The organism is Streptomyces griseus, assembly GCF_900460065.1.
In the GTDB taxonomy this organism is placed as follows: domain Bacteria; phylum Actinomycetota; class Actinomycetes; order Streptomycetales; family Streptomycetaceae; genus Streptomyces; species Streptomyces griseus.
Genome location: NZ_UAVD01000056.1, coordinates 79,405 through 93,519 on the forward strand (window position 1 = coordinate 79,405; position 14,115 = coordinate 93,519).

The 14,115-nt window shown below is 72.9% G+C and carries 14 protein-coding genes; 4 read left to right on the top strand and 10 right to left on the bottom strand.

What is annotated here, in order from left to right; all coding sequences use genetic code 11:
- Nucleotides 1–59: 59 nt before the first annotated feature.
- Entirely contained in the window at nucleotides 60–533 is a 474-nt protein-coding gene (locus DTB53_RS34045; RefSeq protein WP_012380527.1) for a GNAT family N-acetyltransferase, read from the top strand.
- A gap of 143 nt (nucleotides 534–676) precedes the next feature.
- Here DTB53_RS34045 and DTB53_RS34050 read toward each other — a convergent pair whose 3' ends face one another.
- A complete protein-coding gene (locus DTB53_RS34050) occupies nucleotides 677–1,195 on the bottom strand; it encodes a hypothetical protein (RefSeq protein ID WP_012380526.1) in 519 nt (172 codons plus the stop codon).
- A gap of 200 nt (nucleotides 1,196–1,395) precedes the next feature.
- Nucleotides 1,396–2,787 carry a MocR-like transcription factor YczR gene (gene yczR, locus DTB53_RS34055; protein WP_012380525.1) on the bottom strand — a complete coding sequence of 464 codons (1,392 nt, stop codon included), beginning with the start codon at nucleotides 2,785–2,787 and terminating at the stop codon, nucleotides 1,396–1,398.
- Between the two features lie 61 nt (nucleotides 2,788–2,848).
- On the opposite strand from yczR, the gene yczE reads away from it, so the two are divergent.
- A complete protein-coding gene (gene yczE / locus DTB53_RS34060; RefSeq protein WP_106431714.1) occupies nucleotides 2,849–3,574 on the top strand; it encodes a membrane protein YczE in 726 nt (241 codons plus the stop codon).
- Nucleotides 3,575–3,619: 45 nt separating this feature from the next.
- On the opposite strand, the gene DTB53_RS34065 is transcribed toward yczE, so the two are convergent.
- From DTB53_RS34065 to DTB53_RS34095, 6 genes are all read right to left on the bottom strand, one after another.
- Complete coding sequence (locus DTB53_RS34065) at nucleotides 3,620–4,090, bottom strand: GNAT family N-acetyltransferase (protein WP_012380523.1); 471 nt, start codon at nucleotides 4,088–4,090, stop codon at nucleotides 3,620–3,622.
- A 68-nt stretch (nucleotides 4,091–4,158) separates the two neighbouring features.
- Nucleotides 4,159–4,992, bottom strand: coding sequence for an SDR family NAD(P)-dependent oxidoreductase (locus DTB53_RS34070; protein ID WP_012380522.1), 834 nt, complete (start codon nucleotides 4,990–4,992; stop codon nucleotides 4,159–4,161).
- Nucleotides 4,989–6,155, bottom strand: a complete 1,167-nt coding sequence (locus DTB53_RS34075) for a serine hydrolase domain-containing protein (RefSeq protein WP_042498645.1) — start codon at nucleotides 6,153–6,155, stop codon at nucleotides 4,989–4,991. The genes DTB53_RS34070 and DTB53_RS34075 overlap by 4 nt, the downstream gene beginning before the upstream one ends.
- 265 nt (nucleotides 6,156–6,420) lie before the next feature.
- Entirely contained in the window at nucleotides 6,421–7,200 is a 780-nt protein-coding gene (locus DTB53_RS34085) for an energy-coupling factor ABC transporter ATP-binding protein (RefSeq protein ID WP_012380520.1), read from the bottom strand.
- The gene (gene cbiQ, locus DTB53_RS34090; protein WP_012380519.1) at nucleotides 7,188–7,949 is read right to left on the bottom strand and encodes a cobalt ECF transporter T component CbiQ; all 762 of its coding nucleotides are present in this window, start codon (nucleotides 7,947–7,949) and stop codon (nucleotides 7,188–7,190) included. The genes DTB53_RS34085 and cbiQ overlap by 13 nt, the downstream gene beginning before the upstream one ends.
- A gap of 1 nt (nucleotide 7,950) precedes the next feature.
- Nucleotides 7,951–9,126 (bottom strand): energy-coupling factor ABC transporter permease, encoded by a 1,176-nt coding sequence (locus tag DTB53_RS34095; protein WP_012380518.1) that lies wholly within the window; start codon nucleotides 9,124–9,126, stop codon nucleotides 7,951–7,953.
- Nucleotides 9,127–9,338: 212 nt separating this feature from the next.
- Here DTB53_RS34095 and DTB53_RS34100 point away from each other — a divergent pair, with 212 nt between their 5' ends.
- Nucleotides 9,339–9,815 (top strand): SsgA family sporulation/cell division regulator, encoded by a 477-nt coding sequence (locus DTB53_RS34100; RefSeq protein ID WP_003968517.1) that lies wholly within the window; start codon nucleotides 9,339–9,341, stop codon nucleotides 9,813–9,815.
- 288 nt (nucleotides 9,816–10,103) lie between these two features.
- Nucleotides 10,104–10,895 (top strand): ABC transporter permease, encoded by a 792-nt coding sequence (locus DTB53_RS34110; RefSeq protein ID WP_003968513.1) that lies wholly within the window; start codon nucleotides 10,104–10,106, stop codon nucleotides 10,893–10,895.
- A gap of 242 nt (nucleotides 10,896–11,137) precedes the next feature.
- Here DTB53_RS34110 and DTB53_RS34115 read toward each other — a convergent pair whose 3' ends face one another.
- Both DTB53_RS34115 and DTB53_RS34120 read right to left on the bottom strand, forming a co-directional pair.
- Complete coding sequence (locus DTB53_RS34115) at nucleotides 11,138–13,372, bottom strand: MMPL family transporter (protein ID WP_003968512.1); 2,235 nt, start codon at nucleotides 13,370–13,372, stop codon at nucleotides 11,138–11,140.
- Nucleotides 13,373–13,492: 120 nt separating this feature from the next.
- A complete protein-coding gene (locus tag DTB53_RS34120) occupies nucleotides 13,493–14,065 on the bottom strand; it encodes a TetR/AcrR family transcriptional regulator (protein WP_003968511.1) in 573 nt (190 codons plus the stop codon).
- Nucleotides 14,066–14,115 lie beyond the last annotated feature (50 nt).

Consider the following 14,115-nt stretch of genomic DNA (forward strand, 5'->3'; position numbering starts at 1 on the left):
GCCCACCGCTCCGACCGCGCGCTCCGGCCCCCGCCAGGCCGCGACTACGATCCCAGCCCATGACGTCCACCACGCGCAGCGCAGACGGAACCGGGAACGGGAACGCGACACCGGACGCCGACCGGTACGCGATCGACACCGACCCGGACCGCATCGACGTCGGCCTGGTCCACCACTGGCTCTCCACCGACGCCTTCTGGGCCCTCGGCCGCAGCCGTGACCTCGTCGAGCGGTCCCTGCGCGGCTCGCTCAACTTCGGTGTCTACGGCCCCGACGGGGCCCAGGTCGCCTACGCCCGGGTCGTCACGGACCGGGCGACCTTCGCCTGGCTCTGCGACGTCTACGTGGACCCGGCGCACCGCGGCCGGGGCCTCGGCGTACGGCTGGCCACCGCCGTGCGCGACCACCTCGCCCCGTACGAGCTCAAGCGGACGCTCCTCGCCACGCTCGACGCCCACGAGCTGTACGCCAAGGTCGGGTTCGCCCCGTTGCCCGACCCCACGACGCTGATGGTCCTGAGCGCCGAACGGTAGGTGCGCACCGCGCCGGAGGGAGACGGCGCAGCGCCTCGCGCCGACCCCCGCCGAGCTGCCGACCGCCTGCCGTGTCGGCTCGCACGGCCATCCGACCCTGCGGTGCCGCCCTTCGGGCGGCGACGGCAGTGTGACGACAGGACCTAGCAGCCCGCCCCGGCGCCGTCGTTCACATACGACTCGACGCCGACCGAGTAACCGGCCCCGGTGGTGAGGTCGGGGCGGCTTCCGTGGCCGTCCTCCGCGAGGCTCTCGGCGGTGAGGAAGACGATCCGCAGGGTCATGCCCTCCCGGGTGAGGCAGAGGTCGCCTGCCGGAGCGTCGGGGTCCGGGGTCCACCCGTCCCGTACCGCGGCCGTCCGGTAGTGCTCCCCCACCTCGGCCCGCGTACCGGGGAAGGCGTACGTCCGGGCGGCGTGCGCCACCACGTCCCCGCTGTCCGCCCAGCAGCCGGCGTCCACCTCCTCGAACCCCTCGGCGACGGTGGCCCCTTCGGGCCTGGAGCCGAGGACGTCGAGCGCCGCCAGCTCCTTCACCCGGGCGTCGGTCCCCTCGCAGTCCGCGGCGAGGTCCAGCAGCGCGCAGCCGGTGAGCGTCACGGCCGCGAGGGCGGTCGGCAGGAGAAGGGATATCGGGCGGGTGACGCCTGTCCGCAGGGGCACAGCGGGCTCCAGGGTGGGTTTCGGGGCGAGGGGAGAGGAAGATCCTCCCGAACACGCGTCAGTTTTACCAGCAGCCGTACGACGACCGTCCGGCGATGACCATCACCGCACGCGGCGACAGGGGCCCGGCCCGCCGCCGGTCCCCGGCCCGGAAGCTCGGATTCCCGATTGCGGCGGAGGAACGCCCGAGGACATGGCGCTCACGCGATGGGCGCGGGGACGTGCGTTCCGGTCGCGCCTCGCGCGAGTGCCTGTTCCGCCCGCGCGAGTCGGCGGACGGCACGGGCCAGCTGATCCGGAGGGAGCGTGTAGGGGAGCCGGATGTTGCGTTCGAAGGCACCGCCGATCCCGAAGCGCGGCCCGGCCGCGATGGTCACCCCGTGGTCGGGTGCCACGGCGGCCAGCCGCGAGCTGATGGGGCCGGGGAAGGTGGCCCAGAGCGTGATGCCTCCGGGCGGCCTCGGGGCGTGTACGTCCGGCAGGTGCTCGGCGAGTGCCTGCCGCAGGGCGTCGCGTCGGCCCCTGAGCCGGTGCAGGGTCTCCGGCCGTCCGGTCAGGTCCTCGTTCAGGAGCGCGGCCGTGGCGAGTTGCTCGACGACAGGGGTGCCCAGGTCCGTCGTGGGGCGGGACCTCTCGACACGTTCCAGGAGAGGAGGCCGCGCGCGGATCCAGCCGATGCGCAGGCCGCCCCAGATGCTCTTGGACACGGAGCCGATGCTGACGGCTGCCGGCATGTGCAGGGCGAAGGGCTCGGGAGCCGGAGCGTCCAGGGCCAGATCGGCCATGGTCTCGTCGACGATCGTGGGACAGGCGAGCCCGAGCCGTTCGCGCACGCTCGTGGACATGCACATCCCGGTCGGATTGTGGAAGTCGGGGATGAGGTAGGCGAGGTCGGCGGACCGTCCCACCGCGCGGAGCTGCTCGGCGTCCCAGCCCGAGCACGTCACGGCGACGGGCAGAAGCCTGGCCCGGGCCTGGGTGAACGTCGTGATCGCGTGCGGGTAGGTCGGATGGTCGATGAGGACCTGGTCGCGCGGTGACAGGAGGACCCGGGTCAGCAGAGCGAGCGCGTGCTGCGCGCCGCTGGTGATCAGGATCTGGTCGGGCCCGGTGGGCAGCCCCCGCCGCCGGTACCAGCGGGCGACCGCTTCCCGCAGCTCCGCGATGCCGTACCGGTCGTATCCGTGCCGCTCGAAGTGCCTGGGCAGTTGTTCGAGGGCGGTCGCGAACGCGGCGTGCAGGACTTCCACGGGCGCGCTCGGTGCGGCGAAGGAGAGGTCGATCGTCTCCGTGTCCGTGCCGGCCGGGGCATCGGCTGCGGTGTCGCCGGGCAGCCGTACGGTCGCCCTGGTACGCGCCCGGGTGGCGAGGTAACCGCCCTCGACCAGCGTACGGAACGCGGTGCCGACGGTGGTTCTGCTGGTCCCGAGCACGGTCGCCAGGTCGCGCTCGCTCGGCAGCGCCGCGCCGAGGGAGAGCCGTCCGTCGAGGATGAGCAGACGCAGCTTGTCGGAGAGCCGCTGATGTGCGGGGCCGGGCCCCTGCTGCCAGGCGCCCAGCATCCGCGCCACCGCGTGCGAGCTGATCTTCACCGGACCAGCGTAGCCAATCTGGCTATGGAATGCCGGTCCAGATGGGCGAGAGGCTCGCCCCATGGCACCTCCCGCACACACCTCCCCCGCCTCCGCCCCGGCTCCCTGCGCCCCGCCCGTGGTCGCGCGCATGACCGCCCTCGCGCAGCTACGGGCGGGCCGCAAGGCACGTCGGATCCCGCAACTCGCCCTGGGACTGGTGGGGTACGGGGCGTCCGTGATGCTGCTCGTCCTGTCCGGACTCGGCGCGGCCGGCTGGAACGTGCTCACCGAGGGCACCGCGCAGACGCTCGGGATCTCCTTCGGCGTGGCGACGAACCTGATCTCGCTGCTGGTGCTCCTCGCCTGGATTCCGCTGCGCGAACTGCCCGGGCTCGGCACGCTCCTCAACGTTGTGATCGTCGGCTTCGCGGCGGACGCCACCGCGATCGTGGTCCCCGCCCCGCAGGGACTCCTCGCGCAGATCGGCTGCTTCGCCCTCGGCCTCGTCGCGCTCGCCTTCTTCGACGCGCTCTACCTCGGGGCGCAGTTCGGGGCGGGGCCGCGTGACGGCGTCATGACCGGACTCGTACGGCTCAGCCGGCTGCCCGTCGCCGTCGTGCGGACCGGCATCGAGGTCACCGTCGCCTGCGCCGGCTGGCTTCTGGGCGGCACGGTCGGGGTGGGCACCGTGCTGGTGGCGCTGTGCCTGGGGCCCCTCGTGGGGTTCTTCCTGCCGCGGGTGGCGGTTCGTCTGCCCGACGCCGCTTCCGCACCGGCCCGGCGCCCTTCCCGGAGACACGGGTAGGGGCAGAGCGGGCGCGGGCCGGGGCGGTCGCCCCGGTCGAGACGATCACGCCGACAGCTCCGCCACCACCTCCCCGTCCTCCTCCACCCCCGTCGGGCGGAAGCCGAGCGAGGCGTAGAGGTGCGCGGCGGCCAGGTTCTCCGGGGCGTAGGAGAGGCGCACGGCCGTGCCGTCCTCGCGGGCAGAGAGCCAGGACGCCAGGGTCCGTACGGCGGCGCGGCCGATGCCCGCTCCCTGGTGGGCGGCGTCGATCAGCATGCCGCCGATCCAGTGCGAACCGTCCTCGTCCCGGGCCCACATGAGGTGGCCGGTCACCTCGTCGCCCGCGCAGACGGCCAGCGAGGTCCAGGTGTCCTCGCGGCCGGTCAGCACCAGGTAGCGGGCGGCCAGGGCCGGGACCCAGTCGCGCTGGTCGTCGCGGGGCGCGCTGTCGGCGACCGCCCGCCAGTTGTCCGCGTCCACCTCGCGCAGGGTGACGGGGCGGCCGGTCTTGTCCGTGTGTCCGTGGTCGATCATCCGCGCAGGGTAGGTCGCCCGCGCGTTGCCCGACCACGGATTTACGGCCGGGCCCTCGGGGTGCGTGGTTACGGCGCGTCCTCGCGGCCGCGCCCCTCCTGCGGCGCCATCGCCTGCCGGAAGCCCGTGTTCACCGCGAGGATGCCGCCGTCCACGCGGAGCGTCGTCCCGGTGATCCAGGCCGCGTCGGCGGAGGCGAGGAAGGCCACGGCGGACGCGATGTCCTCGGGGGTGCCGACGCGGCCCAGCGGGTAGAGGGCGGCGGCCCGGTCCAGTTCGGCGTCGCGGCCCGCCCAGGCGTCGGTGCGGATCGTGCCGGGGGCGACCAGGTTGACGCGTACGCCGCGTGGTCCGGCGTGGCCCGCCAGCGTACGGGTGAGGCTGGCCAGGCCCGCCTTGGCGGCGCTGTACGCGTGGCCGCCGAAGTCCTGTTCGCCGTTGACCGAGCCGATGGTGACGATCGCGCCCCGCCCCGAGGCGACCAGGTGCGGCAGCGCGGCACGGGCGCAGCGGAACGGGCCGGAGAGCGTGATGTCCAGGTCGCGTTCCCAGACGTCGTCCGACTCGTCCTCGAAGAGCGGGGTGTCCGGGCTCGCCGCGTAGGCGTTGTTGACCAGGACGTCGAGCCGTCCGAAGGCGGCGACCGCGTGGGCGACGGCCGCCTCGACCGCCGCCCGGTCGGCCACGTCGCAGACGGCGGATTCGGCGGTGCCGCCCGCCTCGCGTATCGCCGCCGCCGTGTGGGCGGCGCGCTTCGCGTCCAGGTCGGTGACGAGAACGCAGGCCCCTTCCGCCGCCAGCCGGCGGGCCGTCGCCGCGCCGATGCCCTGGCCTGCGGCGGTGATCAGGACACTGTGTCCGGCGAAGCGGGCGGCCGGGATCTGCGCGGGTGCTGGTGTCATAGCGCCGACCGTACTGCCCTGACCAGGGCCTGGGCACGGGGGTCGGCGGTGACTCCCTTCTGGAGGCCGTTGGTGACGTAGCCGAGCGCGATGCCGGACTCCGGGTCGGCGAAGCCGAGTGAGCCGCCGCGCCCGGGGTGGCCGAAGGAGCCGGGGCCCAGCAGCGGCGCGGCCGGACCGTGCAGCATGTAGCCCAGGCCGAAGCGGGTGTTGACGACCAGCACCCGGTCCGGGCCCGCCGATTCCTCCGTACGGGCCAGGGTGAGCGTGGCGGGGGCGAACAGGCGGCGGTGGCCGTCGACGGGGCCGATCATCGCCGCGTAGCAGCGGGCCAGGCCCCGGGCGGTCGCGATGCCGCCCGATGCGGGGAGTTCGGCCGCGCGGTAGGCGGGGTCGTTCTCGTCGGGGAACGGGTCGATCGCGCCGAACGCCCTGCGGGTGAGGGAGTCCGGGTCCCGGTAGGCCTCGACGACGGAGCGTTTGGCGCGTACCCGCAGGGCCCCCGAGGCGGTGGCCGGGGCGGGGGGCTCCACCGGGCCGATGCGGCCGATGCGGTGGGCCTCGTCGGCCGGGAGCCCGAACCAGAAGTCGAGGCCGAGCGGACGGGCGATCTCCTCGGCGATCCAGCGGCCGATGGTGCGGCCGGTGGCGCGGCGGACCAGTTCGCCGATCAGCCAGCTGTAGGTCTGGGCGTGGTAGCCGTGGTCGGTGCCGGGCTCCCAGTAGGGCCGCTGGGCGGCGACGGCGGCGGGCCCGGAGACCCCGTCGGCGGCCTCGGCGGGGGTGAGGGCGGTGTCCAGGGCGGGGACGCCGGCCCGGTGGGCGAGGAGGTCGCGGACGAGGACGCGTTCCTTGCCGTTCGTCTTGAACTCCGGCCAGTAGGTGGAGACCGGGGCGTCCAGGTCGACCTGCCCGCGCTGGTGGAGCAGCAGGGGGACGGCGGCGGCGATGCCCTTGCCGGCCGAGCGGACGACCTGGACGGTGTCGACGGCCCACGGTTCGGTGCCGTCGACGTCGCGCGTCCCGGCCCACAGGTCGACGACCTTGTGCCCGTGACGGTAGACGGCGACGGCCGCGCCGCGCTCCCCGCGCTGCTCGAAGTTGCGGACGAACGCCTCCGCGACCGGTTCGTAGCCGGGCGCGACCGTGCCCCGTACGTCCACGGCGACGGGCCGGGCCACGGTTTCGGCGACGGCCGCCTCCGCTGCCGCGCCCGTATCCGTGCCCGAGTCCGTGCCCGTGCCCGTGCCCGTGCCCGTGCCCGATCCTGCTCCCGTACCCGGCCCCGATTCCGCTCCGGGTCCCGATTCCGTTTCCGCGCCCGCCGTCGTGCTCACTCCCGCGCTCCCGCTCATCCCCCCATGGTGCACGCCCCGGCACGGTGTTCGGGGGGCGGGTCGCCGTGATGGCCGTGCCGTCACGACCTGTTCACGCCGACGGAACGCCGGCGGAGCGCGGGTCGAAGCCGAACGGCAGCTCCAGCCGGTGGGAGCGCATCAGCTTCCCGTCGCACATGAGGTCCCGCGTACGGTCGTCGGCGGCGATGACGCCCTCGCTGAGGATGACGGCGCGCGGGCAGAGCTCCAGGGCGTACGGCAGATCGTGGGTGACCATCAGCACGGTGACGTCCAAGGAGCGGAGGATATCGGCCAGTTCGCGGCGGGATGCCGGGTCCAGGTTGGACGAGGGTTCGTCCAGGACGAGGATCTCCGGCTCCATCGCGAGGACGGTGGCCACCGCGACCCGGCGGCGCTGCCCGAAGGAGAGGTGGTGCGGCGGCCGGGCGGCGTACTCCTCCATCCCGACCTGCTTCAGCGCGCGCAGCACCCGCTCCTCCAGTTCCGGGCCGCGCAGACCGGCGGAGGCGGGGCCGAACGCCACGTCCTCGCGGACGGTGGGCATGAACAGCTGGTCGTCGGGGTCCTGGAAGACGATGCCGACCCGGCGGCGGATCTCGGCCAGATTCCGCTTGGCGACCGGAAGTCCGGCGACGCGGACCGTGCCCGAGCCGGCGTCCAGGATGCCGTTGAGGTGCAGGACGAGCGTGGTCTTGCCCGCCCCGTTGGGGCCGAGGAGCGCGACGCGTTCACCGCGCCCGACGGTCAGGTTCACCCCGAAGAGGGCCTGGTGGCCGTCGGGGTAGGCGTAGGCCAGGCCGCTGACTTCCAGCGACGGGGCGTCATCCGGGGAGGAGGTCACAGGGTCCATCCCAGCAGACAGACGGCGAGGGCGAGTGCGGGTAGGGCCGCCGCGTACGCCCATTGGGCGCGGGTGGCGGTCACTTCGTCGATGACCGGCATGGTGCCGGTGTAGCCACGGCTGACCATGGCGAGGTGGACGCGTTCGCCGCGTTCGTAGGAGCGGATGAACAGGGCGCCCGCCGAGGCCGCGAGCACCCGCCAGTGCCGTACGCCGCGCGCCTCGAAACCCCGGGAGCGGCGGGCGATCGACATGCGGCGCATCTCGTCGGTGACGACGTCCCCGTACCGGATCATGAACGAGGCGATCTGCACCAGCAGTGGCGGCAGCTTGAGGCGCTGGAGGCCGAGCAGCACGGCGCGCAGCTCGGTGGTGGAGGCCAGGAGCACCGAGGCGGCGACGCCGAGGGTGGCCTTGGCCAGGACGTTCCACGCGCCCCAGAGACCGGGGACGCTGACGGAGACGCCGAGCACGCTCGTCTGCTCGCCCGGCACCACGAACGGCATGAGCAGGGCGAACGCGACGAACGGCACCTCGACGACGAGCCGCTTCAGCAGGAAGCCGACGGGAACGCGGGCCACCGCGGCGACGGCGGCGAGCAGGGCCGCGTACAGACCGAAGGCCCACATCGCCTCGCGCGGGGTGGCGACCACCACGAGGACGAAGCAGAAGACGGCGGCGAGTTTGCAGTGCGGGGGCAGGGCGTGGACCGGCGAGTGTCCGTGCCGGTAGAGCTTGTGGGCGTGGCCCGCGCCCATGTCAGGCGTCTCCCTGGTCGCGGCGGTGGCCGGGGGCGCGGTCGGGGCCGGGGTCTCTGTCGGGTGCGGGGGCGGGGCCTCTGTCGGGGCCGGAGGCACGGTCGGGGGCGGGGCCGGAGGCGGCGTCGCGGTCCTGGCCGTGGGGGGCGGGGTCGTGATCGTGGCGGCGGCGGACCACCCAGAAGACCCCGGTACCGACGACGACGGTGGCGCTGACGCCGATCACTCCGGCGAGACCGCCCGAGAGGCGGGTGTTCGTGATGCCCCCGACGCCGTACTCGGCGAGCGGGGAGTCGGCCGCGCCGTGCTCCTCGGCCGTCTCGTCGATGCCCTGGTCGGCGGCGACCCTCTCCAGACCGTCCAGGTCGGTCGAGGCGTAGAAGGACACGACCCCGGCGAGCAGGAAGGCGGAGACCAGGCCGGTGATCCAGAACCCGCGGGTGGAGCGGGCCGCGAGGGGCGGTCCGGGATCACGGGGGGCGGCGGGGGCGTCGACCAGTTCGCCGTCGACGCGGAGCTTGAGGGGGGCGGCCAGGCCGCTGACGCCGTGGACGAGGTCGGGGCGCACGGCCAGGACGGCGCCCACGGTCAGCGCGGTGATGACCGCCTCGCCGATCCCGATCAGGGTGTGCACGCCGACCATGGCCGTGAAGACCTTACCGATCGGGACGTCGGTGGTGCCGCCGACCCAGTAGAGCAGCGTGAAGGCGGCGGCAGCGGCCGGTACGGAGATCAGGGCGGCGACGAACGCGGAGGCGGTGGCCGATCTGCGGGTGCGCGGGAGCACCCCCGTCAGCAGCCGGAACAGGCCGTACGCGACGAGGACGGTGACCACGCCCATGACGGTGATGTTGACGCCGAGAGCGGTGAGGCCGCCGTCGGCGAAGAAGACGCCCTGCATCAGCAGGACCACGGAGACGCAGAGCACCCCCGTGTACGGGCCGACCAGGATCGCGGCCAGCGCCCCGCCCATGAGGTGCCCGCTGGTGCCGGCCGCGACCGGGAAGTTGAGCATCTGCACGGCGAAGATGAAGGCGGCGACGAGCCCGGCGAGCGGGGCGGTGCGCTCGTCCAGCTCACGGCGCGCGCCGCGCAGGCTGACGGCCACCGCGCCGACGGCGACCACCCCGGCGGCCACGGAGACAGGTGCGTCGATGAAACCATCGGGTACATGCATGGGAAGGCTCCGCTTCCTGCGGGGTCCGCACGGTCTCCACGCCCGTGCGGACGAGGTCCTGCGAGCGGGGTCATGAACCCATCAATAGTAGTGCCCTCCTGCGATCGATGCGCAAGAGCGGAGGCCCGGCAGGTGGATCGGACCCACCTCGCCACTTCCGCAAAATATGGGACATTAGAGGGCAGAGCTATACATATAGGAGGAGCCGGCCCATGTCCCCTGTGATCGAAGTACATGCGCGCGCCCGGCTCATCACCGATGGCCCCCTGACCCGCCCGGTCCCCGTCGATCTGCGCTACGACCCCGCCGACGAGCGGCGCACCGTCCACATAGGGCTGCCCGACGGCACCGACTGGTCCTTCGGCCGCGACCTCCTGGAGCGCGGCCTGCGGACCCCCATCGAGCGCGGCGACGTCCGCGTCTGGCCGTGCGGCCGTACGCAGCTGATCGTGGAGCTGCACTCGACGGACGGGGTCGAGGTGTTCCAGTTCGAGATCCGCACCCTGATCCGCTTCCTCGCCCGCACCCGCGCGCAGACACCGGCCACCGCGCCGGACACCGGCCGGGAAGCGCCGCCGCGACCGCCGTCCCGCACCACCCGCCCGGAGCGGGGCACACCGGAGCGGGGTGCGCGGACGGAGCAGCGGGACGCGCGGGCGGGACGGGGCGCGCAGACCGCTCGCGGCTGAGGCGAGCGCGAGGCGGGGCGCCGGGATGCCGTTCAGTCGCGCCCCGAGCCCCGCCCGGCAGGACCGTCCGAAGCGGCGCCCGATGAGGCGTCCGGCCTCACGCCCGATGCCGGCGTCGATCCCGGTGCCGATGCCGGTGCCGACCCCGGTGCCGATGCCGGTGCCGACCCCGGTGCCGATGCCGGTGCCGACTGCGGCGTCGATCCCGGTGCGGACTCCGGCGCCGCGTGGAGGATGTCGCCTGCCCGCGCAGGCCGCCCCGGCCGCGCAGCCCGAGGAGACCCTCCGATGAGCACCCTCGCCCTCACCGTCCGCGACACCACCACCATGCTGCGCCGCAACCTCCTGCACGCCCGGCGCTACCCCTCGCTCACCCTCAACCTGCTCCTCACGCCTGTCATGCTCCTGCTGCTTTTCGTCTACATCTTCGGAGACGTGATGAGCGCGGGCATCGGCGGCGGGGACCGCTCCGACTACATCGCCTACATCGTCCCGGGCATCCTGATGATGACCATCGGCTCCACCGTGATCGGGGCCGCCGTGTCCGTCTCCACGGACATGTCCGAGGGCATCATCGCCCGCTTCCGCACCATGGCGATCCACCGCGGCTCCGTGATCACCGGGCACGTCGTCGGCAGCGTGCTGCAGATCCTCGCCAGCCTGGTCCTGGTCGGAGCCGTGGCCGTGGCCATCGGCTTCCGCTCCGTCGACGCCACCGCCCTGGAGTGGCTGGCCGCCTTCGGACTGGTCACGCTGTTCGCCCTGGCGCTCACCTGGATCGCGGTCGGGATGGGCATGGCCAGCCCGAACGCGGAGGCCGCCGCCAACAGCGCACAGCCGCTGATCCTCCTCCCGCTCATCTCCAGCGCCTTCATCCCGGCCGACACCATGCCCGGCTGGTTCCGGCCGATCGCCGAATACCAGCCCTTCACCCCGGCCATCGAGACCCTGCGCGGCCTGCTCCTCGGCACCGGGATCGGCCACAACGGCTGGCTGGCCGTCGGCTGGAGCCTGGCCCTGATCGCGCTCGGCCACTGGTGGTCGAAGTCGCTGTTCCTCCGCGACCCGGCGGCACGCTGACCACGTGCGGCGCCCCGGCCCCGTACCGCGCACGGCCCACCTGCCGCGCCCCCGCGCCTCGCCCGCCCTCGGCGGGAGGAACACCTCCGGAAGGGGAAAGCCCCCGTGCTGTTCGCACGGGGGCTTTCGCTGTGCCCCGGTCCCCGTCCCCACAGGTAACCGGCGCTTCCGGGGCCGCGCTCCGCTCAGACGCGGCCCCGGAGCTGGGAGGACACCGTCAGGGCGGCGTCGGGGCGGACGGGTCAGACGCGGACGAGCTCGCGCTCTCCCTCACCGCCACCGTCCCCGTGCCCCTGCCCGGAGCCGGAGTCGTCGGTCAGCTGCTTCTGCAGCTTCTCGCCCTCCACGTCCACGTTGGGCAGCGCCCGGTCCAGCCAGCGCGGCAGCCACCAGGCCCGCTTGCCGAGCAGGGCCAGGACGGCGGGCACGATCGCCATCCGCACCACGAAGGCGTCGAAGAAGACGGCGATGGCGAGCGAGAAGCCGATCATCTTGATCATCTGCTCGCTGGAGCCGATGAAGCCGGAGAAGACCGCCATCATGATCACCGCCGCGGCCGTGACCACCCGGGCGCCGTGCTGGAAGCCGGTCACGACGGCCTGGCCCGGGCTCTCGCCGTGGACGTACGCCTCGCGCATCCGCGTGACGAGGAAGACCTCGTAGTCCATCGCGAGACCGAAGACCACGCCGACCATGAAGATCGGCATCATGCTCATGATCGGGCCGGTCTGCTCGACACCGAAGAGGGAGCCGAGCCAGCCCCACTGGAAGACCGCGACGACCGCGCCGAGGGCCGCGACCACCGAGAGCAGGAAGCCCAGGGCCGCCTTCAGCGGGACGAGGATCGAGCGGAAGACCAGCATCAGCAGGAGGAACGCGAGGCCGACGACGAGCGCCAGGTAGGGCAGCAGCGCGTCGTTCATCTTCTGCGAGAAGTCGATGTTCATCGCGGTGGCGCCGGTGACCAGCACCTCGGCCCCGGTGTCGGCCTTGATGTCCCGGCCCGCGTCGCGGATGTCGTGGACGACCTCCTCCGTGGCGTGGGAGGACGGCCGGTCCTTCGGGATGACCGTGATCGTCGCGGTGTCGCCGGCCTTGTTGAAGACGGGCGGGATGACGGCGCTGACGCCGATCGACTCGATCTCCTCGGCGACCCGGTCGGCGGCGGCCTTCCCGTCGGAGCTGTTCTTCGTGTCGACGACGGCCAGCAGCGGACCGTTGAACCCGGGGCCGAAGCCGTCCGAGAGCATGTCGTACGCCTGGCGCTGCGTGGTCGACTTCGGCTGGGCGCCGTCGTCGGGCAGGCCCATCTCCAGCGAGGCGGCGGGTACGGCGATGATGCCGAGGCCGAGGACGCCGACGAGCATCACCCAGACCGGCTTGCGCAGCACGAACCGCGCCCAGCGGGTGCCCATGTTCGGCTTGGCCTCGGGACGCTTCTCCGCCTCGGCGGCCTTGCGCGCCTTGCGGCCCATGACCCGCTTGCCGGCGAAGCCGAGGGCTGCGGGCACGAGGGTGAGCGCGATGAGGACGGCGATGGCCACCGTTCCGGCGGCGGCGAAGCCCATCTTCGTCAGCATCGGGATGTTGACGACGGCCAGGCCCACCAGGGCGATGACCACGGTCAGGCCCGCGAAGACGACCGCGGACCCGGCCGTTCCCACGGCCCGCCCGGCGGCTTCCTCGTGCTCCCGGCCCTCGGCCAGTTCGGCACGGTAGCGGGAGACGATGAAGAGGGCGTAGTCGATGCCGACCGCGAGACCGATCATCATGGCGAGGATCGAGGTGGTGGAGCCCAGGTCGAGGACATTGGCCAGCGCGGTGATCGTGGAGACCCCGATGCCGACCCCGACGAGCGCGGTCACCAGCGGGAGTCCGGCGGCGACCAGCGAGCCGAAGGTGATGACCAGGACGATGGCGGCGATGACGACACCGATGATCTCGGCGGTCCCGGTGTGCGGCATGACCTGGAGGGCGTCGCCGCCGATCTCCACCTTCATGCCGTTCTGCTGGGCGTCCTTGCCCACGTCCTCCAGGGAGTCCCGGGTCCCGTCGGTCAGCTCCATGGAGTTGACCTTGTAGGAGACCGAGATGTACGCGGTCGAACCGTCCTGGCTCACGGCCTGCTGCTCGAACGGGTCGGCGACCGAGGCGATCTGGTCCGAGCCGGACTGCAACTTCTTGACGATTCCGGTGATCTCGCTCTTGTTGGCGGGATCGGTCACCTTCTCGTCCCCGGGCGCCTTGAAGACGACACGGGCGGTGGCACCGTCGGCGCTGGTGCCGGGGTTGCGCTGATCCAGCAGGTCGAAGGCGCGCTGCGCCTCCGTACCGGGGATGGAGAAGGAGCTGGAGGTGGCGGCGGGCGCGGTGGCCGCACCGATTCCGGCGACCGCCAGCAGCGCCACCCAGATCAGGGCGACGAAGCGACGGCGGCGGAAGGTGAGCCGTCCGAGCTTGTAGAGGAAAGTGGCCACGGGGGCGTACTCCCGGTCAGGTCGTATGAGTGGAGTTGGGCGTGAGGAACCAGCCCGACGACGAGAGCGGCGTGTCAGGTGGAGCGTCGGGGAGAGGGCCGTGCGGGTGGGACGGGGACGTCAGACACCGAGGGCGGGGAGAACCACGGAATCCACGTAGTCGATGAGGAACTCCTGGTCGACAGGGCGGTCCTCGATCAGCTGCCGGGCGGCCAGCGCGCCGACCAGCATGTGCGGGATGTACTTCAGCGCCGGATTGTCCGGTCGCAGTTCACCCCGGTCCATCGCCCGTTGCAGCATCTGGTCGAAGCCGGTCATCTCCGGCTCGATCAGCAGCTCGCGCAGGGCCTGGAGCAGCTCGGGGTACTCATGGACGGCATGGCTCAGACCCCGCATCAGCGCGGCGTCCTTCTCCATCTGGCAGTCGTCGGTCCGGCTCAGCGCGGTGTGGAAGTCCCCGCGCAGCGAGCCGGTGTCGATGTCCGCGAGGTTCCCCGGCTTGTTGTGCCGCAGCGCCTTCGCGACCAGTTCGGGCTTGGAGCCCCACTGGCGGTAGAGGGTGGCCTTGCTCGACCGGGTACGGGCGGCGACGGCGTCCATGGTCAGGGCGTCGTAACCGACCTCGCGGAGCAGGTCGAGGACGGCCTCGTACAGCTCGGCCTCACGCTCGGGGGTCAGCCTGGTGCGTGCCATGTGCCGACCTCCTTCGCTTCACCTGTCCGGTGTCCCGCTCATTCTCACTC